Genomic DNA, 19727 nt, shown 5'->3' on the forward strand with positions numbered 1-19727 from the left:
ACAGTGAAGAGGTAGCGTCAACCTCCACCGCTTCAAATTCCCTACGCCTTGTCATCCCGGCGCAGGCCGGGATCCAGTGGCTTTCGTCGCGTCCCGACGGCAGCTGAACGTCGCTGGGTCCCCGCCTGCGCGCGGACGACCGTGAAGAGGTAGCGTCTACCTCCGCCGGTTCAAATTCCCCGCTCCTTGTCATCCCGGCGCAGGCCGGGATCCAGTGGCTTTCGTCGCGTTCCGACGGCAGCTGAACGTCACTGGGTCCCCGCCTTCGCGGGGACGACGGCTGGTGTGTGGCTTGAGCCGGTGGAGAGCGATGTTACCTCTGCACTGTCGTCCCCGCGAAGGCGGGGACCCAGTGACGTTTGCCGCGCTTCAACCAGGTTGAAACAGCAGCGGCAAGACCAGCATCAAACCCCGCGCGCCCGGTCTTCCTTGAACTTGCTCACGAAGGCCTGGAACTGGCCGGCGTCGATCGCCGCGCGCATCTCTTCCATCAGCTTCAGGTAGTAGTGCAGGTTGTGCACGGTGTTCATGCGCGCGCCCAGGATTTCGCCGGCGCGGTGCAGGTGGTGCAGGTAGGCGCGCGAGAAGTTCTTGCAGGCGTAGCAGTCGCAGGTCTCGTCGTAGGGACGCTCGTCGTCCTTGTACTTGGCGTTCTTGATCTTGACGTCGCCGTAGCGGGTGAAGATCCAGCCGTTGCGCGCATTGCGGGTGGGCATGACGCAGTCGAACATGTCGACGCCGTTGGCCACGCCCTCCACCAGGTCTTCCGGCGTACCCACGCCCATCAGGTAGTGCGGCTTGTCGGCCGGCAGGCGCGGGCCGACGTGCTCCAGCACGCGCATCATGTCTTCCTTGGGCTCGCCCACCGACAGGCCGCCGATGGCGTAGCCGTCGAAATCGAGCTCCTGCAGGCCGGCCAGCGACTCGTCGCGCAGGCCTTCGAACATGCCGCCCTGGACGATGCCGAACAGCGCATTGGGGTTCTCGCCCTGGTCGAACTCATCCTTGGAGCGCTTGGCCCAGCGCAGCGACATGCGCATGGACTTGCCCGCCTCCTCGCGGGTGGCGGGACGGCCGTCGATCTCGTAGGGCGTGCATTCGTCGAACTGCATCACGATGTCGGAGTTGAGCACGCGCTGGATCTGCATCGAGATCTCGGGCGAGAGGAACAGGCGGTCGCCGTTGATGGGCGAGGCGAAATGCACGCCCTCTTCCGTGATCTTGCGCATCTCGCCCAGCGAAAACACCTGGAAGCCGCCGGAGTCGGTCAGGATGGGCTTGTCCCAGCCGATGAACTTGTGCAGGCCGCCGAACTTGGACACCACTTCCAGGCCCGGGCGCAGCCACAGGTGGAAGGTGTTGCCGAGGATGATCTGGGCGTTGATCTCGTTCAACTCCAGCGGCGACATGGCCTTGACCGAGCCATAGGTGCCGACCGGCATGAAGATCGGCGTTTCCACGGTGCCGTGGTTCAGTTTGACGCGGCCGCGGCGCGCTTTGCCGTCGGTCTTGAGCAGGGTGAATTCGAGCATGGGTCAGCCTTCGTTGGCTTTGTTGCAGGTGAGCAGCATGGCGTCGCCATAGCTGAAGAAACGGTATTTCTGTGCGATCGCGTGCGCGTAGGCGGCGCGGATGTGGTCGTAGCCGGCGAAGGCCGACACCAGCATCAGCAGCGTCGACTTGGGCAGGTGGAAGTTGGTCACCAGCCGGTCGACGGTCTTGAACGTGTAGCCGGGCGTGATGAAGAGCTGGGTATCGGCGCTGCCGGCTTCCAGCCGGCCGGATTGTGACCCGGATTCCAGCGCGCGCATGCTGGTGGTGCCGACCGCGACCACGCGCCCGCCCGCGGCCTTGGTGGCGCGCACCGCGTCCACCGTGGCTTGCGAGATGGTGTACCACTCGCTGTGCATCTTGTGCTGCGACAGGTCTTCCACCCGCACCGGCTGGAAGGTGCCGGCGCCGACGTGCAGCGTGACGAAGGCCTGCCTGACGCCGCGCGCGGACAGTTGATCCAGCAGCGCCTGGTCGAAATGCAGGCCGGCGGTAGGCGCGGCGACCGCGCCGGGCTCCTTGGCGTAGACGGTCTGGTAGCGCGTCTCGTCGTAGGCGTCGGCCTCGTGCTCGATATAGGGCGGCAGCGGCAGGCTGCCGTACTGCTCCAGCAGCTCGAACACGTCGGACGGGAAATGCAGCGTGAAGAATTCGCCGAAACGCTCGCCCACGGTGACGTCGAAGGCGTCGGCCAGGCGGATCCTGGTGCCCGGCGGCGGCGACTTGGAGGCGCGCACCTGGGCGTGCACGGTGCGCGCATCGAGTACGCGCTCGACCAGCGCCTCGATCTTGCCGCCGGTTTCCTTGACGCCGAAAAAGCGCGCCTTGAGCACGCGGGTATCGTTGAACACCAGCAGGTCGCCGGGATTGAGCAGATCGAGGATGTCGGCGAAACGGCGGTCGCTCAGCTGCGCGCCGTCCACCTGCAGCAGGCGCGAGGCGCTGCGCTCGGCCAGCGGTGTCTGGGCGATCAGCTCGGGCGGCAGTTCGAAGTCGAAGTCGGAAAGAGAGTACATGCTTGCAAAATGAAAAATCGGGGCGCCTCGGGCGTGCGGCCATGGCGGCCGGACAACGACTTCGGAACAAGAAGTGTTGCTTTCAGGATTGATACTGTAATTAAACACAGTAAAATAGCGCCCAACCCGCTATTTTACGCTGTCGGCGCGTTTTTCCCATATGCGCGCGCGACTGTTCCGTATTCAACGCCGCCAACCGCATGCCTGCTACCGCGAAAAAGACCACCAGCAAGACGACGAGCAAGGCTCCGCCGAAAAAGGACGCCAAGGCCGCCGCCAAGCCCGAGAACAAGCTCGCCAAGCTGGGCCTGCACAACGACATGGACCTGGCGCTGCACCTGCCGCTGCGCTACGAGGACGAAACCACGCTGATGACCATCGCCGAGGCCTCCATGCGCGGCCTGCAGACGGTGCAGGTGGAAGGCGTGGTGACCAAATGCGACGTGCAGTTCCGCCCGCGCCGCCAGCTGATCGTGACGGTGGGCGACGACACCGCGCAGCTGACCATGCGCTTCCTCAACTTCTACGGCAGCCAGCAGCGCCAGCTGGCCGAAGGCACGCGGGTGCGCGTGCGCGGCGAGCTGCGCCACGGGTTCTTCGGCGCCGAGATGGTCCATCCGCAGTACAAGGTGGTCAACGAAGGCGCGCCGCTGCCGGACGTGCTCACGCCCGTCTACCCGGCCGGCGAAGGACTGTCGCAAGCCTACCTGCGCAAGGCCATCGCCGGCGCCATCAACCGGCTGGACTGGAGCGATACGCTGCCGGAGTCGATGCGCGAGACGCTCAAGCTGGCCCCCTTCGAAGCCTCGGTGCGGCTGCTGCACAATCCGCCGCCGGATGTCGACGAACACGCGCTGATCGAGCGCTCGCACCCGGCCTGGATACGCATGAAGTTCGACGAGCTGCTGGCGCAGCAACTGTCGCTCAAACGCGCCCAGGCCGCGCGCCGCGCCAAGACCTCGCGCGCGCTGCCGGTGACCGGGCGCATCACCGAAGAGCTGACCAGGGTGCTGCCCTTCAAGCTGACCGGCGCCCAGCAGCGCGTACTGGAAGAGATCCGCGCCGACCTGCGCCAATCCTTCCCGATGCAGCGCCTGCTGCAGGGCGATGTGGGCAGCGGCAAGACCGTGGTGGCGGCACTGGCCGCTGCACAGGCCATCGACAGCGGTTTCCAGGCGGTGCTGATGGCGCCGACCGAAATCCTGGCCGAGCAGCACTTCCGCAAGATCGCGGCCTGGATGGAGCCGTTGGACGTGGGCGTGGCCTGGCTCTCCGGCAGCCAGAAAAAGAAAGAAAAGACCGAGGCCCTGGCCCATATCGAATCGGGCGCGGCGCGCCTGGTGGTGGGCACGCATGCGCTGATACAGGACACCGTGCAGTTCGAGAACCTCGGGCTGGTGATCGTGGACGAGCAGCACCGCTTCGGCGTCGGCCAGCGCCTGGCTCTGCGTAACAAGAGCAACAAGAGCTTCAGCCCTGCCGACGCCGAGGCGGCGACGGTGCCGCACCAGCTGATGATGTCGGCCACGCCGATCCCGCGCACGCTGGCCATGACCTACTACGCCGACCTCGAAGTCTCGGTGATCGACGAACTGCCGCCGGGGCGTTCGCCCATCGTGACGCGCGTGATCGACCAGAACCGGCGCGACGAAGTCGTCGAGCGCGTGCATGCGGCGGCGCTGGAAGGCAAGCAGATCTACTGGGTCTGCCCGCTGATCGAGGAGTCCGAGGCGCTGGAGCTGCAGACCGCCACCGATACGCATGCGGCGCTGTCGGCGGCCCTGCCCGGCCTGTCCATCGGGCTGGTGCACGGGCGCATGAAGCCGGTGGAAAAGCAGATCGTGATGGAAGGCTTCAGCCGCGGCGCGATCCACGTGCTGGTGGCCACCACGGTGATCGAAGTGGGCGTGGATGTGCCCAATGCCTCGCTGATGGTGATCGAGCATGCCGAGCGCTTCGGCCTGTCGCAGCTGCACCAGCTGCGCGGGCGCGTGGGCCGCGGCTCGGCCGCCAGCGTGTGCCTGCTGATGTTCCAGGGGCCGCTGGGCGGCACCGCCAAGGAGCGGCTGGCGACCATGCGCGAGACCACCGACGGTTTCGAGATCGCGCGGCGCGACCTCGACATCCGCGGTCCCGGCGAATTCCTCGGCGCGCGCCAGTCGGGCGACGCCATGCTGCGCTTCGCCGATCTCGGCACCGACCAGTGGCTGGTGGAAAAGGCGCGCGACACCGCGCAGGCGCTGCTGGAGCACGCGCCCGACATCGTCGACCGCCACCTGGCGCGCTGGCTGGGCGGACGCGAGGACTTCCTGAAGGTTTAAGCGGCCCCGGGCGGCGCCGGCTTCGTGCGCACCTTGCGCACTTTACGCACCTTGCCGCCGGCGCGCTGCGCCTGCCGCGCGTTCCAGGCCTCCAGTTCGCGCTGGTAGCGCTCGCGCGCCTGCTCGTAGATGTCGAAGATGCAGGGCACGCAGCCGCTGCCGCAGCAGTCTTCCAACGCCGGCTCGACCGGCGGCGTCGGCTGCGGGTCGTCCTCGGGAAGTTGCGGGGTGCGAACGGCTGGGCTGGGGCTCATGGATGGCGGGTGATGAATGAGGGAAACGGCGCTGCGCGCAAAGCGCATGCGCTTACGAGATTATAGGACGAGGCATAGTCCCGTCCGGACGGGACACCAACAACCATGACGCCGGAACATCTGCCACTGCTGCTCACGCGCACCATGCCCTATGGAAAATACAAGGGCCGCGCCATTGCCGACCTGCCCGGGCACTATCTGGGCTGGTTCGCGCGCGAGGGTTTTCCGCGCGGTGAACTCGGCAGCCTGCTGGCGTTGATGTATGAGCTGGACCACAACGCGCTGCGACACCTGCTGGATCCCTTGCGAAAGGATGGGCAGTCGAACAAACGCTAGGCCATGCAGAAAAACAGCTAGAAAACATTCGATGTGCGCCGATTGACTCCGTGGTTTTAGCAAGCCAATCTACCCATTCGGCGAGATTGATGACTTTTTAGCGGACAGGCTGTCGCCCCGGAAACTTCAGCCATCCAGGTTGCTCTGCACTCGCCGCAGCACCCGAAGCACAGGCCCAGCCGCCGCCGGTACGGCAAGCCAGGCGCCGCGCCTCTTTGCGGCCACCATCGCGACAGCACCCGTCATCAAGGAAAGCCCATGTTAGTGTCAGCCCATGATCCCTTCCAGCCGCGCCGGCAACTTTGCTCGCGCTGCCAACGCGCCCAGACGGCATGCATCTGCCACTGGATCTCGCCGATCAATTCCATCTTCGACGTGCTGATACTGCAGCACCCGATGGAAGCCGCCAATGCCAAGAACAGCGCCCGGCTGCTGCACCTGAGTTTGCCCAACAGCAGGCTGGCGGTGGGCGAGACCTTCGACCCACAGGAGCTCGATGCGCTGCTGCACGGCCCGTCTTCGGTGCCGGGCGGCACGGGCGGTGCGGTGCAGCCGGTGCTGCTTTATACGGAGGACGCCGGCACGCCGGCCGCCTCCCGCTTCGACGCCCGCAGCATGATGGTGGACGGCCGGCGCAAGGTGGAGCGGCTGCGTCTGGTGATTCTCGACGGCACCTGGCGCAAGAGCCGCAAGATGCTGTTCGAAAACCCGGCGCTGCATGCCCTGCCGCGGCTGGCGCTGCAAAACACCCCGCTGTCGCAATACACCATCCGCAAGGCCCACAAGCCGGAGCAGCTGTCCACGCTGGAAGCGGCCGGCTACGCGCTGATGCAGCTGGAAAAGGACAGCGAAAAATACCACCCGCTGCTGACCGCCTTCGACGGCTTCGTGCTGCAGCAAGGCGCGCTGCGCCAGCTTGGCCAGGCCGGCCGGCGCGGCGAATGAGCGGCACGGCGGGCCGGGGATCTGCCCCGCCCCGCCGTTTCCTTTCGGGCCTGCCGATCACACTGGACGGAATTGAAACAAAGTCCGACGAGGCTGCAACTCGGCGCTGGATATGGTGTCCGACCCCGCCAATGAGCATATAATTGCGCGATCCTCGAAAATTGGCGATTGCGTTTCAATCCCTCCAGCGACCACCCAAGATGAGTTCAGAATTCCAGCAACTGGCCGACAAGGTCGCCCAGCTCGCACGGCTGGCGCAGTCCCTGCGCGACGAAAACACCGAACTGCGCCGCAACGTCAAAGCGCTGACGGAAGACAATGCGCAATTGAACCAGCGTATCGACGAAGCCTACCAGCGCGTTGCAGCGGTGCTGTCCGAACTGCCCGTGGCCGAACCGGAAGAACCGGCTGAAACTACCGAGGAAGCCGCATGAGCAACGTGATCCAGGTCCAGGCCACCATCATGGGCCAACCCTATACCCTGGCCTGCCGCGAAGGCGAACAGGCAGCGCTGCACCACGCGGTGGCCTACCTCGACCAGAAGATGCGCACCATCCGCGACGCCGGCAAGATCAAGGGCACCGACCGCATCGCCGTGATGGCGGCGCTGGGCATCGCCGCCGAGCTGCTGGGTTCGCAGCAATCCGACGGCCCCTTTGCCGGCCTCACCATCGCCGAATGGAAGCAGCAGATCGCGGCCATCAACGATGTCCTGGACCAGGCGCTGGCGCCCCAGGAAAAATTGTTCTGATCCGCGGATCCGCTTTCATCAAAAAACGGCCGTCCTCGCGACGGCCTTTTTTTGTTTCAGGGATGGAAAGAATGCGCCGGGCGCCGCATCGGGAACCGGCGCGCGCGGCCACTTCATCGGTCGCGGCGCGCCCGGCAAATGTCCTGCCTCGTGTTGCCCCTGCTCATGAGCATCGCAAAACCCGGAAACTGAGCGCCCATTCTGCGCCGGAAATTCTTATCAGATGCGCAACGCGGCCATCGCCGCCGCGTTCGCGCATGCCGGTTCGCGTGTCGCTGACATCGCCGCAAAAAAATAGACAGGAAATACGCCGTCCACGCAAGCCTGTTTCGTTACAAATTCAGGCTATATTTTTTACGCGAAGGCCTTGGACTGCGTCGTCGATTGCGTTAGACTTTGTACTCCTGCCGTGTTCGCGATTGCCATATATTCCTTGAACCATTTACGAGCATAGGCTGTAGGATCGTTCGATGGGCGTGAGCGTCGCTAGTCCGATGAACCCGAAATTGAACTACTGCAGCCAACTTGAACCTGTAAGGTTCAGGATGCCGGCACAGCGGCACAGGCGGGACTTGATTCCCATGAAAAAACGGCTGCTCACGCAGCCGTTTTTCTTTTCCCCGCATCTTCGCATCTCCCCACTTGCGCCTCGCAAAGCGAGGCAAAGCGGTTCATGCCGGTTTCATCGCGGCGTCAGCTTTCGCGCTTCTTCGACGCCTTGCGCTCCTGCCCCACTTCGGCGATCGCGTCCTGGAATTCGGTCACATCCTCGAAGCTCTTGTACACCGAGGCGAAACGGATATAGGCGATCTTGTCCAGGCGCTTCAACTCGCGCATCACCAGCTCCCCGATCTGTCCCGACATCACCTCGCGCGCGCCGCTTTGCAGCAGCTTTTCCTGGATGCTCTGGATCGCCACATCGATCGCCTCGGCCGACACCGGGCGCTTGCGCAGCGCCAGCATCAGGCTGCCGCGCAGCTTGGCGGCGTCGAACTCGGTGCGGCTGCCGTTCTTCTTGACGATCACCGGCAGCGTCAGTTCGATGCGCTCATAGGTGGTGAAGCGCTTGTCGCAATTCTCGCAGCGGCGGCGGCGGCGGATCGAGCTGCCGTCCTCAGACAGGCGGGTGTCCAGCACCGGAGTTTCTTCGTGGTTGCAGAATGGGCACTTCATGGCGGCAAAGGTCGTTGAACGTTGCGAAAGAAGAACGCTTGAAACAGGCGTCCGGGCATCACTACAGGCATTGCAGGTACTGCGGATGCGCGACGGCGCCCCTCTCGGGACGCCGTCGGATACTGCAGGGCGCCGGCCGCATGCAGCCGGCAGATCATGCTATCAGCCGTAGACCGGGAAAGCGTCGGTCAGCTTCTTGACTTCGGCCTTCACGCGCTCGATGGTGGCGGCGTCGTGCGGGTTGTCCAGCACGTCGGCGATCAGGTTGCCGACCTTCTCGGCTTCGGCTTCCTTGAAACCGCGGGTGGTCATGGCCGGGCTGCCCAGGCGCACGCCCGAGGTCACGAACGGCTTTTGCGGATCGTTGGGGATGCCGTTCTTGTTGCAGGTCATGTGGGCCGAACCCAGGATCGCTTCGGCTTCCTTGCCGGTCAGGTTCTTCGGACGCAGGTCCACCAGCATCACGTGCGACTCGGTGCCGCCGGAGACGATGCGCAGGCCGCGCTTGATCAGGGTCTTGGCCAGCACGTCGGCGTTCTTCACCACTTGCTGCTGGTAGGCCTTGAACTCATCCGATGCGGCTTCCTTGAAGGCCACGGCCTTGGCGGCGATGACGTGCATCAGCGGACCGCCCTGGATGCCCGGGAAGATCGAGGAGTTGATGGCCTTTTCGTGCTCGGCCTTCATCAGGATCACGCCGCCGCGAGGACCGCGCAGGGACTTGTGGGTGGTCGAGGTGACGAAGTCGGCGAACGGCACCGGGTTCGGGTACACGCCGGCGGCGATCAGGCCGGCGTAGTGGGCCATGTCGACCATGAAGTAGGCGCCCACTTCCTTGGCGATCTTGGCGAAGCGCTCGAAGTCGATGCGCAGCGAATAGGCCGAGGCGCCGGCAATGATCAGCTTGGGCTTCTTCTCGCGCGCCAGGGCTTCCATGGCTTCGTAGTCGATCTCTTCCTTTTCGTTCAGGCCGTAGGAGACGACGTTGAACCACTTGCCGGACATGTTCAGCGCCATGCCGTGGGTCAGGTGGCCGCCTTCAGCCAGCGACATGCCCATGATGGTGTCGCCCGGCTTCAACATGGCGAAGAACACGCCCTGGTTGGCCTGGGAACCGGAGTTCGGCTGCACGTTGGCGGCTTCGGCGCCGAACAGCGCCTTGAGGCGGTCGATGGCCAGCTGCTCGGCGATGTCCACGTATTCGCAGCCGCCGTAGTAGCGCTTGCCCGGATAGCCTTCGGCGTACTTGTTGGTCAGTTGCGAACCCTGGGCTTCCATCACCGCCGGCGAGGTGTAGTTTTCCGACGCGATCAGCTCGATGTGATCCTGCTGGCGGGCGTTTTCCTTCTGGATGGCGGACCACAGGTCCGGATCGACTTTGGCTAAGGTCTGGTTCTTGTCAAACATGGTATTTCTCCAAATTGATGATGTGCGGCCGAAGACCGGGCGACGACAAAGCGATCGCATCGACTTCAAAAAATCGAATGAGGGCCAAAAAATAGGGGAATTGCGGGCAGCCTCAGTCGTACTTTCCATTCGGCTGCCCAGGCGCACGGCTGATGAAATCTCACGCTTCCCGATGGATACCCATCTTGGCCGGAAAGAAATCCCGGCTTTTCGCCAGTCACGTGAGACGAAATGGTGAGCGCATTGTATTAAAACGGGGCGATTTCAGCAAGACGCTTGGCCTGTGCGCAACAGCCCGCAATGACCTGCCGAAAGCGAGCCTGCCCTCGTAAAAACCGGCTTTGGGCTACAATTTCGTTTTCTTCCCGGAACGGCATGCGCGCGCCGGCCAACCGCCCGCGTCGCGCCGCCGTCCACCCCTCGCCACACAACAGGAGATAGTACAAATGGTCGTTTTGATTACGGGAGCAACCGCAGGCTTCGGCGCCGCCATGGCACGCAAATTCGCCAAGAACGGCCACAAGGTGATCGCCGCCGGCCGCCGCAAGGAGCGCCTGGACGAGCTGGTCAATGAACTGGGCGCGGGCAACGTGCTGCCGCTGGTCCTGGACGTCACCAGCAAGCAATCGATCGAAGCCGGCCTGACGTCCCTGACGGGCGAGTGGAAGGAAATCGACGTGCTGGTCAACAACGCCGGCCTGGCGCTGGGCCTGGGCCCGGCCCACGAAGTGGCGCTGTCGGACTGGGAAACCATGATCGACACCAACGTCAAGGGCCTGGTCACCATCACCCACGCGCTGCTGCCGGAGATGGTCAAGCGCGGCCGCGGCACCATCATCAACCTGGGCTCGGTGGCCGGCGCCTATCCCTACCCGGGCGGCAACGTCTACGGTGCGACCAAGGCCTTCGTCGACCAGTTCACGCTCAACCTGCGCGCCGACCTGGTGGGCACCGGCGTGCGCGCCACCAACCTGGCCCCCGGCCTGTGCGGCGGCACCGAGTTCTCCAACGTGCGCTTCAAGGGCGATGACGCCGCCGCCGCCAAGGTCTACGACGGCACCACCCCGCTGACCGCCGAGGACATCGCCGAAGCGGCCTTCTGGGTCGCCACCATGCCGGCGCACGTCAACATCAACTACATGGAACTGATGCCGACCTGCCAGGGCTTCAGCCCCTTCAACATCAAGCGCACACAGTAAGCGGATGAGGTAGAATGGCGTTTTTGCTGATGGTGCCAAGCCGCCGCAGGAACGCCATTCAGACCGGTTCACGGTCAATTTCCCTGACAGCAACATTTCCTTTTTTGCCGCCACAAGCGTCGATTTCCCCATAACAAGAAGCATATGAGTGCCGCCAGTAGTCCGTTCGACTGGAAAATCCGGGTCTATTACGAAGATACCGACACCGGTGGCGTCGTCTTCTACGCCAACTACCTGAAGTTCTTCGAGCGCGCCCGCACCGAGTGGCTGCGCTCCTTCGGGTTCAACCAGCAGCACCTGGCCGAGACCACCGGCGCCATCTTCGTGGTCAAGAACACCAGCGTCGATTACCTCTCTCCCGCCCGCCTGGACGATGAACTCAGGCTGACTGTCGTGGTCGAAAAACTTCGAAACGCTTCCATGGAGTTCGTCCAAGAAGCCTGGCGCCTGCCGTCGGGGAACGACAGCGCCGGAGAAGCCCAGGAAGCGCGGCTGCTGGCCCGCGGCCGCATCACCGTGGTCTGCGTCGACGCCGCCGGTTTCCGCCCGCAACAGATTCCCGCCGAATTGCTTTCGTGCATCAAGGCCGCATCATGATGTCAACGGCAGGATACCCCATCGCCTTAATGGATATGCTGGACCGCCCGGCCGCCGGCAACGCTTTCTTGACACTTGCCGCTGCCGGAAACGGAAACCTTGCCCGTACAATTGCCGTCTTCCAAGTCGAGTCCCGATTTTTCGACTGACTTGCAGACTGATTTGCAGACTTTTAACCGCCGACCTTCAACCCATTCGCCGCACTTTCGTCGCCACATTTCCCCATGAACGTCACACAAGACCTGTCCTTCATTTCGCTGATCGCAAACGCGTCCGTCCTGGTGCAACTGGTGATGCTGCTGCTGCTGTCGGCATCGGTCATCAGCTGGACCTACATCTTCCGCAAGATGTTCACCATCCGCTCCGCGCGCGTGCAGACCGAAGAGTTCGAGCGCGTGTTCTGGTCCGGCGGCAACCTGTCGGCCCTGTATCAGGACGCCCTGTCCAACCGCCGCAAGGCCGGCAGCGGCGGCGGCGCCCTGGAGCGCATCTTCCAGGCCGGCATGGGTGAATTCAACAAGGCCAAGGCCTCGGTGGCCGCCCGCGGCGGCGCCGTCGACAACGGCGCCCTGCTCGACGGCGCGCGCCGCGCCATGCGCGCCGCCTACCAGCGTGAAATGGATGCGCTGGAATCGCACCTGGCCTTCCTGGCCTCGGTCGGCTCGGTCTCCCCTTACGTCGGCCTGTTCGGCACCGTGTGGGGCATCATGAACGCCTTCCGCGGCCTGGCCAACGTGCAGCAGGCCACGCTGGCCGCGGTCGCCCCCGGCATCGCCGAAGCGCTGATCGCCACCGCCATCGGCCTGTTCGCCGCGATCCCCGCGGTGGTCGCCTACAACCGCTACTCGCACGACATCGACCGCCTGGCGATCCGCTTCGAAAGCTTCATCGAAGAATTCTCCAACATCTTGCAACGTCAGGCACGCTAATGGCCGGCTCATCGATGCGCGGGGGACGCACCCGCAAGTTCAAGTCCGAGATCAACGTCGTGCCGTATATCGACGTGATGCTGGTGCTGCTGATCATCTTCATGGTCGCCGCCCCCATCACCAATCCCAGCGTGATCAACCTGCCCACCGCCGGCAAGTCCACGCTGCCGCCGGCCGACTACATCGAGATCGCCCTGAAGCCCAACACGCAAGCCACGATCCGCATCAACGGCCCGAAGAGCGGCGGCAAGAAGGCCGAGACCGTGACCGGCAAGGTCGACCTGGCCGAACGCCTGCAGCAATTGCACGCCGACAACCCCGACCTGGCGGTGATGATCTCCGCCGACAAGGAAATCAAGTACGACGAAGTGGTACAGGTGATTTCGGAAGCGAAAAAACAGGGGATCGTGCGCGTCGGCCTGGCCACCAAGTAAGCAGCAACCATGAGCGACAACTCTCCGTACGACATTCCCAAGCCGCCCGGCCGCTGGCGCGCCATCGCGCTGGCGCTGGTGATGCACGTGGCGCTGTTCCTGTTCTTCTGGGTCGGCATCCGCTGGCAGAACGAAACGCCGCTCACGGTCGAGGCCGAGATCTGGGATCCGCAATACAAGGAAGCAGCGCCCCTGCCCACGCCGCCCGAACCGCAGCCGCAACCCGAACCGCCCAAGCCGGAACCGGTGGTGCAGCCTGAACCCAAACCCCAGCCGCCCAAGGTGATCGACGAGCCCAAGGTCGAGAAGCCCGATATCGCCCTGGAAAAGGAAAAGAAGCGCAAGGAAGAGCAGGAAAAGGCCGACAAGCTGAAGGCCGAGAAGGAAAAGGCCGAGCGCGAGAAGAAGGAACAGGCCGAAAAGGAAAAGCAGGAACGCGAGAAGAAAGAAAAGCTCGAAGCCGATAAGCAAAAGAAGCTGAAGGAAGAGAAACAGAAGGAAGAAGAGGCCAAGAAGAAGGCCGATGCCGAAAAGCAAGCCGCTGACAAGAAGAAGCAGCAGCAGGCCGCGGCTGACGCCAAGGCCGCCGAGGCGCGCCGCCAGGAAGACTTGAAACGCATGATGGGCCAGGCGACCAGCGCCACCGGCGGCTCCGGCACGGCCGAGAAGTCGCAGGGTCCGAAGGGCAGCCCTGATTACGCCAACAAGCTGCGCGCCAAGATCCGCTCCAACACGATCTTCGACGTGCCGGGCGACCTCAGTGGAAACCCCGCCGTGGAGTACACTGTCGAACTGTTCCCGGACGGGACCGTGCGCAGCGCGCGCAAGAACAAATCGTCCGGCGTTCCCGGCTTCGACGAGGCGGTGAGCCAGGCGATCATGAAGTCGGCGCCGTATCCGGCCGACAAGGATGGCAAGGTACCGTCCAGCTTCACCTTCACCCATAAACCGAAAGATCAGTAAACGATGATAAAAGCCCGTTACCTGACCAGCATTGCCGCCGTCGCAACCGTGGCCGGCCTGTCCTTCGCCCCGGCCGCGCAGGCCCAGATCCGCTTCGAGATCACCGGCGTGGGCGCGACTCAGATCCCCATCGCCATCGCCGCCTTTCCCGGCGAAGAATCCGCGCCGCAACAGATCACCTCGGTCATCAAGGCCGACCTGGCGCGCAGCGGTGTGTTCAAGCTGATCGACAACAGCGATGCGCTGTCGGATTCCTCGGCCGTCAACTACGGCGACTGGCAAAAACGCGGCGCCAACGCGCTGGCCGTGGGCAGCGTCGCGCGCCTGGCCGACGGTCGCTTCGACGTGCGCTACCGCCTGTTCGACACCGTGCAGTCGAGCCAGCTGTCGGCGCTGTCCTTCGGCAGCCAGCAGCAGCTGCTGCGCCTGACCGCGCACAAGATCGCCGACGACATCTACCAGAAGCTGACCGGCATTCCGGGCATCTTCTCGACCCGCATCTCCTACGTCACCAAGTCCGGCGGCGAATACCGCCTGGAAGTGGCCGACGCCGACGGCGAAGGCACGCAGGTTGCGCTGCGCTCCAACGAGCCCATCATCTCGCCGGCCTGGTCGCCCGACGGCACCAAGGTCGCCTACGTCTCCTTCGAGATGAAGAAGCCGGTGGTCTACATCCAGAACCTGGTGACCCGCCAGCGCTCCATCGTGGCCAATTTCAAGGGCAGCAACTCGGCCCCCTCGTGGTCGCCTGACGGTTCGCGCCTGGCCGTGGCCCTGACGCGCGACGGCCTGACCCAGGTCTATGTGATCAACGCCGACGGTTCCGGCCTGCGCCGCCTGACCAACACCTCCGGCATCGACACCGAGCCGCAGTTCTCGCCCGACGGCGGCAGCATCTACTTCACCAGCGACCGCAGCGGCGGCCCGCAGATCTACAAGGTCGGCGTGGACGGCGGCAATGCGCAGCGCGTGACCTTCAACGGCAGCTACAACATCAGCCCGCGCGTCTCGCCGGACGGCAAGACGCTGGCCTTCATCTCCCGCCGCGACGGCCTGTTCCAGCTCTACGCGCTGGACATGACCAACGGCCAGGAGCAGCGCCTGTCCGACGGCAGCCGCGACCAATCGCCCAGTTTCGCCCCCAACGGCAAATACATCATGTACGCGACGGAATCCGGTCGTCGCGGATCCCTGGCCGTCGTCTCCACCGACGGCCGTGTTAAACAGCGTCTCACGACGCAGGCCGGTGATATCAGGGAACCGACCTGGGGTCCGTTCATGAAATAAAGAAATCATGGAACTCATCTCATAGATATACGTGAGATGCGTTCTACTCAGAAAGGGCGCTGGCAAGGCGCGTGACGCGTCGCGTGGTGGGGCCACGCGCAAGGAGCGCAACGCGGCCAGCGCCCTTTCTGAGTAGAACCCGGAGGGAGCGGCCTGTTTGGGCGGATTGCTGCGTTACGAATTTGGGTCAAGACGTCCAGTCTTGACCCAAATTCGCGCCTTGCACTCCATCCCAAACAGGACTCGCTCGCACTCACGTATATCTATGAAATGAGTTCCTATCACATTCATCACGACAAGGAGAAATCCAAAATGCGCACCATCAGCACCCTCGCCCTCATCGTCTCCAGCGCTGTTCTGCTGGCAGCCTGCTCGTCCACCAAGCTGGACGACAAGAACGCCCCGGTTGAAAACCGTGCCGGCGCCGGTACCGGCGCCGACACCCGCGCCGTGGGCACCGTCAACGCCGGTTCCACCGATCCGCTGAACGACCCGCAAGGCGTCCTGGCCAAGCGTAGCGTCTACTTCGACTACGACAGCTTCAGCGTCAAGCCGGAATACCGCACCGTGGTCGAGAACCATGCCAAGTACCTGGTGGCCCACAAGGACCGCAAGGTAATCATCCAGGGCAACACCGATGATCGCGGCGGCGCAGAATACAACCTGGCCCTGGGTCAGAAGCGCGCTGAAGCCGTTCGCAAGGCACTGGTCCTGCTGGGCGTGTCGGAATCGCAAGTCGAAGCCGTGTCCTTCGGCAAGGAAAAGCCGAAGGCCCTGGGCCAGGACGAATCGTCCTACGCTGAAAACCGTCGCGCCGACATCGCTTATCAGTGATCGACATGCATACCGCTTTCAAACTGAAATCGGTAACCGTGGCGGCCTTGCTGGCCGCCGCGGCTTTCTTACCGCTTACCGCCCGTGCCGGCCTGTTTGACGACGACGAGGCGCGCAAGGCCATCCTGGACATCCGCTCCAAGATCGAAGCCCTGCAGCGCGACGTTGCCACCAAGGCCGACAAGAACAGCGTACTCACGCTCTCCGATCGCAACGACAATCTGCAGTCGCAGATCGCCGCCCTGCGCGGTCAGATCGAAGTGCTGACCAACGAGATCACCAACGCCCAGCAACGGCAAAAAGATTTTTACGTCGACCTCGACGCGCGCCTGCGCAAGCTGGAGCCGCAACAGGTCCAGGTCGACGGCCAGACGGTCGCAGTCGGCATCCCCGAACAGCAGGCCTATGACGCCGCGCTGTCCCAGTTCAAGGGCGGCGACTACAAGGGCGCGGCCAATGCCTTCGGCGACTTCATCAAGCGCTATCCGCAATCGGGCTATGCCGCTTCCGCGCAGTACTGGCAAGGCAATTCCCTGTACGCCCAGCGCGACTACAAGGGCGCCATCGCGGTGCAGCAGAACGTGGTGAAGAACTATCCGGACAATCCCAAGGTGGCCGACGCGATGTTGAACATCGCCAGCTCGCAGGCCGAGCTGAAGGACAAGGCGGCTGCCAAGAAGACCCTGGAACAGTTGATCGCCAAGTTCCCCAACACCCCGGCGGCGCAGACCGGCAAGGATCGCCTGTCCTCGCTGAAGTGATGTGATGCGTCGACGACGTCAGCGCGGCCGTATATAGTTTTTCATGCAAGCGTTTGACATCGGCGATGAAGTTTGACTATAATGGCGGTCTTTCGGGTCGTTAGCTCAGTTGGTAGAGCAGCGGACTTTTAATCCGTTGGTCGCAGGTTCGAGTCCCGCACGGCCTACCAGAAATTCAGCAGTAAAAAAAAGGGTTCCAGTTCGCGCTGGAGCCCTTTTTGTTTTGCGTCGCCCTATCTCGCGGCAACCCTCCGGTTGCCGCATGCGCCTGCAAGGCGGCGCGGGAACCACGTTCCCGCAGCCCTCCCGCCATCCTCCTCAGGGCTTTACCGGCTCGCCCGGAAACCCCAGTTTCACCAGGAACTCCGACACCACCGGCGCCCAGATTTCCACGCCGCTGGAGAACAGCGTGTGCCCGTTCTTGGCGAACGGCGGCAGCAAATGGTATTCGGCCTTGCCGCCCGCCTTCACGAAAGCCTCGTGCCAGGACTTGCTGTGCTTCGGGCCGAAGTAGAGGTCGTTCTCGGTATAGATCCACAGCATCGGCGCCTTGGCGACCTTGCCGAAGCTGACGTACATGTCCTCCAGGCGATTGGGCTGGCAGGGGTTGCCCGGGCGGGCGACCGGATCGCCGCCCGAACCGCCGGCGAAGTTGATCGCGCCGACCAGGCCGTCGGGATTCTGGGCCGCCGTCGCCACCGTGGTATAGCCGCCCACCGACTGGCCGACCAGCAGCACGCGCCTGGGGTCCGCATAGGGTTGCCGCTTGGCGTAATCCAGCACGGCCAGGATCTCGGTCGAGGCGGCCTTGGCCATGGGGCCGAAGTCCTTGTTGTTGCAGCCGCCGCTGTCTTCGGGATCGAACTGGGTGCTGAACTCGCCGTAGCCGATGCGGGTCGGCTCGAACACCGCGAAGCCGCGCTCGACGAAGTAGCGCGCCTGCTTGGTGTAGCGAAAGCGCGGCGGATCGCGGCGGTTGGTGGGGCTGCGCCCATGGTTCAGGATCAGGATCGGGAACGGCCCGGGGCCGGCCGGCCTGAACTGCGTGATGACGACCTTGCCGCTTTCCTGCTTGCCGTAGAGGTCCTTCACGGTCACGTCGATGGAGCTGACTTCTTCATTGATGTCCTGGGCCAGTTGCTGGGCCTGGACCGACGCGGCCAGGCAGCAGGCCGCAACGAGGAACAAGGGATGGCGCATGTTTTTCTTCTCATGGAAACGGCATCAGCCGGGAACGGCTACGCTACCGCCGGCCATCGCCGGCGGCAAGAGAAAAACGCATGCCCATGGCGCGCGCGCGACAGCGCGCACCGGGCGGGCGCAGGCGCGGCGATCCGATATACTTCCGTCTTTCGCCCACACGTTTTCGAAAACAACCGGTCGCCGGCGATCCGCCGCAGCCGGTCCGGGCGTCCTTCCCTTTCCCGACCATGTCCGACCAAGTCCCAGAACCCCTGTTTCCCGAAGATGCCGTCAGCGGCTCCGACACCATCCCCGCCCCGCGTCCGTGGATCGTGCTGCAGAACGTGCACGAGGTCGAGACCTGGATCGACACCTACAACCGCGAGCTGCAGGCCGTGGTCTGGCGCAACAAGCTCAATACCGTGAACGCCGGCCAGGGCATCTGCTTCGCGCTGGAACTGGGCGGCGAGATCTACCTGCATACCACGCCCGAAGGCCAGATCCTGCTGGACGTCAGCGAGGAGGCCGCGTGGGCCAATCCCGTGCTGAGCGCGGCGACCGGCGTGGCCGTGCCGCCCGGCACCGTCTGGGTGCTGCCGCCGGATACGCTCACGCAGCTGATCCTGGGCCTGTCCGGCCTGATCGCCACCTCGCAGTTCGTGCTCAGGCACGAATACCGGATCGGCAAGGGCAATCGCATCCAGTTCTGATCGCGCACCTCACAGGAAGAGACCTCCCCGATGAAAGCCGCCTCCGCCCTCCTCGCCCTCCCGGCCGCCTTGCTCGCCTTGGCCTGCGCGCCGGCGCACGCCGCCGCGCCCGAGCCGACCATGTGCAAACCCGGCGAACAGGAGATCTTCTCCTGCACCACCAAGGCCAAGAAGACCGCCTCGCTGTGCGCCTCGCCTGATTTTTCCGCCAAGGGCGGCACGCTGCAATACCGCTTCGGCACGCCGGCCAGGACCGAGCTGCAATATCCCGACACCCCGCAGCCGGCCGCCGGCAAGTTCTTCTTCAGCTCCACCATGTACTCCGGCGGCGGCGAGGCGCATATCCGCTTCAGCAACGGCGGCTACGACTACATCCTGTTCGACCGCACCGTGCGCACCAACTTCAAGGGCCCGACCAACGACCCGCAGTTCTCCTCCGGCATCGTGGTGCGCGGCCCCAAGGGAAGCAAGCCAAGCACGCGCAGCTGCGCCGACGACGCCTCGATCAGGTCGGCGGCCTACGAGGCCTTGCCCACCGAAGACTTCGACGACCTCGACTGAATCATCCCTCTTCTGGAGCCAGCCGACGCCAGCCTCCCCGACCAACCGTCCCGCCCTGCGGGACCATCACAACAAAAGGAAAGCTTCATGAATGCACGCACCCTCGTCATCGTCGGCGCCCTCAACATGTTCATCGCCGTCTGCTGCGGCGCCTTCGGCGCGCACGGCCTGAAGAAGATGCTGTCCGACGAGATGCTGGTGATCTGGCACACCGCCGTGACCTACCAGGTCATGCACGCGCTGGGCATGATCGCGGTAGCCCTGCTGATGCCGAAATTCGGCGGCGCGGCGCTGAACTGGTCCGGTAACCTGATGCTGGCCGGCATCGTCATCTTCAGCGGCAGCCTGTACCTGCTGGCGCTGACCGGAACCCGCGTGCTGGGCGCGATCACGCCGATCGGCGGCGTGGCCTTCCTGGCGGCGTGGCTGCTGGTGGCGTGGGCCGCCTACAAGGGCGTGAACTGAGCCCGCGCATGCCAAAAGAAACGCCGCCCTTGGGCGGCGTTTTCATTTGCG

The 19727-nt window shown here is 64.1% G+C and carries 22 protein-coding genes, 1 tRNA gene, 1 other RNA gene and 1 riboswitch; of the genes, 18 read left to right on the plus strand and 6 right to left on the minus strand.

Annotation, left to right across the window (positions count from 1 at the left end):
• Nucleotides 1-404: 404 nt before the first annotated feature.
• Both tgt and queA read right to left on the minus strand, forming a co-directional pair.
• On the minus strand, nucleotides 405-1532 hold the full coding sequence (gene tgt / locus CEJ42_RS21020) for a tRNA guanosine(34) transglycosylase Tgt (protein ID WP_088752432.1): 1128 nt from the start codon (nucleotides 1530-1532) through the stop codon (nucleotides 405-407).
• Nucleotides 1533-1535: 3 nt separating this feature from the next.
• On the minus strand, nucleotides 1536-2567 hold the full coding sequence (gene queA / locus CEJ42_RS21025) for a tRNA preQ1(34) S-adenosylmethionine ribosyltransferase-isomerase QueA (protein WP_088752433.1): 1032 nt from the start codon (nucleotides 2565-2567) through the stop codon (nucleotides 1536-1538).
• Between the two features lie 200 nt (nucleotides 2568-2767).
• Here queA and recG point away from each other — a divergent pair, with 200 nt between their 5' ends.
• Nucleotides 2768-4888: an ATP-dependent DNA helicase RecG gene (gene recG / locus CEJ42_RS21030; protein ID WP_079216079.1), complete on the plus strand. Its 2121-nt coding sequence runs from the start codon at nucleotides 2768-2770 to the stop codon at nucleotides 4886-4888.
• Here recG and CEJ42_RS21035 read toward each other — a convergent pair.
• The gene (locus CEJ42_RS21035; protein ID WP_088752434.1) at nucleotides 4885-5142 is read right to left on the minus strand and encodes an oxidoreductase-like domain-containing protein; all 258 of its coding nucleotides are present in this window, start codon (nucleotides 5140-5142) and stop codon (nucleotides 4885-4887) included. The two genes, recG and CEJ42_RS21035, sit on opposite strands and share 4 nt — an antisense overlap.
• Nucleotides 5143-5247: 105 nt before the next feature.
• Between CEJ42_RS21035 and CEJ42_RS21040 the strand changes: the two genes are divergently transcribed.
• From CEJ42_RS21040 to ssrS, 5 genes are all read left to right on the plus strand, one after another.
• The gene (locus tag CEJ42_RS21040) at nucleotides 5248-5478 is read left to right on the plus strand and encodes a DUF3820 family protein (RefSeq protein WP_079216083.1); all 231 of its coding nucleotides are present in this window, start codon (nucleotides 5248-5250) and stop codon (nucleotides 5476-5478) included.
• 258 nt (nucleotides 5479-5736) lie between these two features.
• Nucleotides 5737-6423, plus strand: a complete 687-nt coding sequence (locus tag CEJ42_RS21045; RefSeq protein WP_088752435.1) for a tRNA-uridine aminocarboxypropyltransferase — start codon at nucleotides 5737-5739, stop codon at nucleotides 6421-6423.
• A 200-nt stretch (nucleotides 6424-6623) separates the two neighbouring features.
• Nucleotides 6624-6857, plus strand: coding sequence for a DUF904 domain-containing protein (locus tag CEJ42_RS21050; protein ID WP_079216086.1), 234 nt, complete (start codon nucleotides 6624-6626; stop codon nucleotides 6855-6857).
• Nucleotides 6854-7174: a cell division protein ZapA gene (locus tag CEJ42_RS21055; RefSeq protein ID WP_079216088.1), complete on the plus strand. Its 321-nt coding sequence runs from the start codon at nucleotides 6854-6856 to the stop codon at nucleotides 7172-7174. Before CEJ42_RS21050 ends, CEJ42_RS21055 begins: the two co-directional genes overlap by 4 nt.
• Before the next feature lie 398 nt (nucleotides 7175-7572).
• Nucleotides 7573-7750: non-coding RNA, 6S RNA (gene ssrS / locus CEJ42_RS21060), on the plus strand.
• 117 nt (nucleotides 7751-7867) lie between these two features.
• Here ssrS and nrdR read toward each other — a convergent pair.
• Nucleotides 7868-8347 carry a transcriptional regulator NrdR gene (gene nrdR, locus CEJ42_RS21065; protein ID WP_079216091.1) on the minus strand — a complete coding sequence of 160 codons (480 nt, stop codon included), beginning with the start codon at nucleotides 8345-8347 and terminating at the stop codon, nucleotides 7868-7870.
• A 162-nt stretch (nucleotides 8348-8509) separates the two neighbouring features.
• Nucleotides 8510-9754, minus strand: a complete 1245-nt coding sequence (gene glyA, locus CEJ42_RS21070) for a serine hydroxymethyltransferase (protein WP_079216093.1) — start codon at nucleotides 9752-9754, stop codon at nucleotides 8510-8512.
• Nucleotides 9755-9882: 128 nt separating this feature from the next.
• Nucleotides 9883-9985, minus strand: a riboswitch (ZMP/ZTP riboswitch).
• Nucleotides 9986-10200: 215 nt separating this feature from the next.
• Between glyA and CEJ42_RS21075 the strand changes: the two genes are divergently transcribed.
• The 9 genes from CEJ42_RS21075 to CEJ42_RS21115 all read left to right on the plus strand — a co-directional run bounded on the left by CEJ42_RS21075 (nucleotide 10201) and on the right by CEJ42_RS21115 (nucleotide 16928).
• Nucleotides 10201-10953 carry an SDR family oxidoreductase gene (locus tag CEJ42_RS21075; RefSeq protein ID WP_079216095.1) on the plus strand — a complete coding sequence of 251 codons (753 nt, stop codon included), beginning with the start codon at nucleotides 10201-10203 and terminating at the stop codon, nucleotides 10951-10953.
• 144 nt (nucleotides 10954-11097) lie between these two features.
• Nucleotides 11098-11550 carry a tol-pal system-associated acyl-CoA thioesterase gene (gene ybgC, locus CEJ42_RS21080; protein WP_079216097.1) on the plus strand — a complete coding sequence of 151 codons (453 nt, stop codon included), beginning with the start codon at nucleotides 11098-11100 and terminating at the stop codon, nucleotides 11548-11550.
• Between the two features lie 224 nt (nucleotides 11551-11774).
• Nucleotides 11775-12479, plus strand: coding sequence for a protein TolQ (gene tolQ, locus CEJ42_RS21085; RefSeq protein ID WP_079216099.1), 705 nt, complete (start codon nucleotides 11775-11777; stop codon nucleotides 12477-12479).
• A complete protein-coding gene (locus CEJ42_RS21090) occupies nucleotides 12479-12913 on the plus strand; it encodes a biopolymer transporter ExbD (RefSeq protein ID WP_079216101.1) in 435 nt (144 codons plus the stop codon). Before tolQ ends, CEJ42_RS21090 begins: the two co-directional genes overlap by 1 nt.
• 9 nt (nucleotides 12914-12922) lie before the next feature.
• Nucleotides 12923-13876 (plus strand): cell envelope integrity protein TolA, encoded by a 954-nt coding sequence (gene tolA, locus CEJ42_RS21095; protein WP_079216103.1) that lies wholly within the window; start codon nucleotides 12923-12925, stop codon nucleotides 13874-13876.
• Nucleotides 13877-13879: 3 nt separating this feature from the next.
• On the plus strand, nucleotides 13880-15163 hold the full coding sequence (gene tolB / locus CEJ42_RS21100; RefSeq protein WP_079216105.1) for a Tol-Pal system beta propeller repeat protein TolB: 1284 nt from the start codon (nucleotides 13880-13882) through the stop codon (nucleotides 15161-15163).
• Between the two features lie 312 nt (nucleotides 15164-15475).
• Complete coding sequence (gene pal, locus CEJ42_RS21105; RefSeq protein WP_079216106.1) at nucleotides 15476-15997, plus strand: peptidoglycan-associated lipoprotein Pal; 522 nt, start codon at nucleotides 15476-15478, stop codon at nucleotides 15995-15997.
• 5 nt (nucleotides 15998-16002) lie between these two features.
• Complete coding sequence (gene ybgF / locus CEJ42_RS21110) at nucleotides 16003-16758, plus strand: tol-pal system protein YbgF (protein ID WP_079219172.1); 756 nt, start codon at nucleotides 16003-16005, stop codon at nucleotides 16756-16758.
• A gap of 94 nt (nucleotides 16759-16852) precedes the next feature.
• A tRNA-Lys gene (locus CEJ42_RS21115) sits at nucleotides 16853-16928 on the plus strand.
• Between the two features lie 148 nt (nucleotides 16929-17076).
• Here CEJ42_RS21115 and CEJ42_RS21120 read toward each other — a convergent pair.
• Complete coding sequence (locus CEJ42_RS21120; RefSeq protein WP_088752436.1) at nucleotides 17077-17958, minus strand: alpha/beta hydrolase family protein; 882 nt, start codon at nucleotides 17956-17958, stop codon at nucleotides 17077-17079.
• Nucleotides 17959-18188: 230 nt separating this feature from the next.
• On the opposite strand from CEJ42_RS21120, the gene CEJ42_RS21125 reads away from it, so the two are divergent.
• From CEJ42_RS21125 to CEJ42_RS21135, 3 genes are all read left to right on the plus strand, one after another.
• On the plus strand, nucleotides 18189-18650 hold the full coding sequence (locus CEJ42_RS21125) for a hypothetical protein (RefSeq protein ID WP_079216113.1): 462 nt from the start codon (nucleotides 18189-18191) through the stop codon (nucleotides 18648-18650).
• Nucleotides 18651-18680: 30 nt separating this feature from the next.
• The gene (locus tag CEJ42_RS21130) at nucleotides 18681-19211 is read left to right on the plus strand and encodes a hypothetical protein (RefSeq protein ID WP_088752437.1); all 531 of its coding nucleotides are present in this window, start codon (nucleotides 18681-18683) and stop codon (nucleotides 19209-19211) included.
• 87 nt (nucleotides 19212-19298) lie between these two features.
• Nucleotides 19299-19676: a DUF423 domain-containing protein gene (locus CEJ42_RS21135; RefSeq protein WP_088752438.1), complete on the plus strand. Its 378-nt coding sequence runs from the start codon at nucleotides 19299-19301 to the stop codon at nucleotides 19674-19676.
• Nucleotides 19677-19727 lie beyond the last annotated feature (51 nt).

Origin of the sequence: Herbaspirillum robiniae (genome assembly GCF_002213415.1) — a bacterium.
Taxonomy (GTDB): Bacteria; Pseudomonadota; Gammaproteobacteria; order Burkholderiales; family Burkholderiaceae_D; genus Herbaspirillum; species Herbaspirillum robiniae.

Coding starts and splice junctions, on each gene's coding strand:
- tgt (WP_088752432.1), bottom strand. CDS start 1,532: ATGCTCGAATTCACCCTGCTCAAGACCGACGGCAAAGCGCGCCGCGGC.
- queA (WP_088752433.1), bottom strand. CDS start 2,567: ATGTACTCTCTTTCCGACTTCGACTTCGAACTGCCGCCCGAGCTGATC.
- recG (WP_079216079.1), top strand. CDS start 2,768: ATGCCTGCTACCGCGAAAAAGACCACCAGCAAGACGACGAGCAAGGCT.
- CEJ42_RS21035 (WP_088752434.1), bottom strand. CDS start 5,142: ATGAGCCCCAGCCCAGCCGTTCGCACCCCGCAACTTCCCGAGGACGAC.
- CEJ42_RS21040 (WP_079216083.1), top strand. CDS start 5,248: ATGACGCCGGAACATCTGCCACTGCTGCTCACGCGCACCATGCCCTAT.
- CEJ42_RS21045 (WP_088752435.1), top strand. CDS start 5,737: ATGTTAGTGTCAGCCCATGATCCCTTCCAGCCGCGCCGGCAACTTTGC.
- CEJ42_RS21050 (WP_079216086.1), top strand. CDS start 6,624: ATGAGTTCAGAATTCCAGCAACTGGCCGACAAGGTCGCCCAGCTCGCA.
- CEJ42_RS21055 (WP_079216088.1), top strand. CDS start 6,854: ATGAGCAACGTGATCCAGGTCCAGGCCACCATCATGGGCCAACCCTAT.
- nrdR (WP_079216091.1), bottom strand. CDS start 8,347: ATGAAGTGCCCATTCTGCAACCACGAAGAAACTCCGGTGCTGGACACC.
- glyA (WP_079216093.1), bottom strand. CDS start 9,754: ATGTTTGACAAGAACCAGACCTTAGCCAAAGTCGATCCGGACCTGTGG.
- CEJ42_RS21075 (WP_079216095.1), top strand. CDS start 10,201: ATGGTCGTTTTGATTACGGGAGCAACCGCAGGCTTCGGCGCCGCCATG.
- ybgC (WP_079216097.1), top strand. CDS start 11,098: ATGAGTGCCGCCAGTAGTCCGTTCGACTGGAAAATCCGGGTCTATTAC.
- tolQ (WP_079216099.1), top strand. CDS start 11,775: ATGAACGTCACACAAGACCTGTCCTTCATTTCGCTGATCGCAAACGCG.
- CEJ42_RS21090 (WP_079216101.1), top strand. CDS start 12,479: ATGGCCGGCTCATCGATGCGCGGGGGACGCACCCGCAAGTTCAAGTCC.
- tolA (WP_079216103.1), top strand. CDS start 12,923: ATGAGCGACAACTCTCCGTACGACATTCCCAAGCCGCCCGGCCGCTGG.
- tolB (WP_079216105.1), top strand. CDS start 13,880: ATGATAAAAGCCCGTTACCTGACCAGCATTGCCGCCGTCGCAACCGTG.
- pal (WP_079216106.1), top strand. CDS start 15,476: ATGCGCACCATCAGCACCCTCGCCCTCATCGTCTCCAGCGCTGTTCTG.
- ybgF (WP_079219172.1), top strand. CDS start 16,003: ATGCATACCGCTTTCAAACTGAAATCGGTAACCGTGGCGGCCTTGCTG.
- CEJ42_RS21120 (WP_088752436.1), bottom strand. CDS start 17,958: ATGCGCCATCCCTTGTTCCTCGTTGCGGCCTGCTGCCTGGCCGCGTCG.
- CEJ42_RS21125 (WP_079216113.1), top strand. CDS start 18,189: ATGTCCGACCAAGTCCCAGAACCCCTGTTTCCCGAAGATGCCGTCAGC.
- CEJ42_RS21130 (WP_088752437.1), top strand. CDS start 18,681: ATGAAAGCCGCCTCCGCCCTCCTCGCCCTCCCGGCCGCCTTGCTCGCC.
- CEJ42_RS21135 (WP_088752438.1), top strand. CDS start 19,299: ATGAATGCACGCACCCTCGTCATCGTCGGCGCCCTCAACATGTTCATC.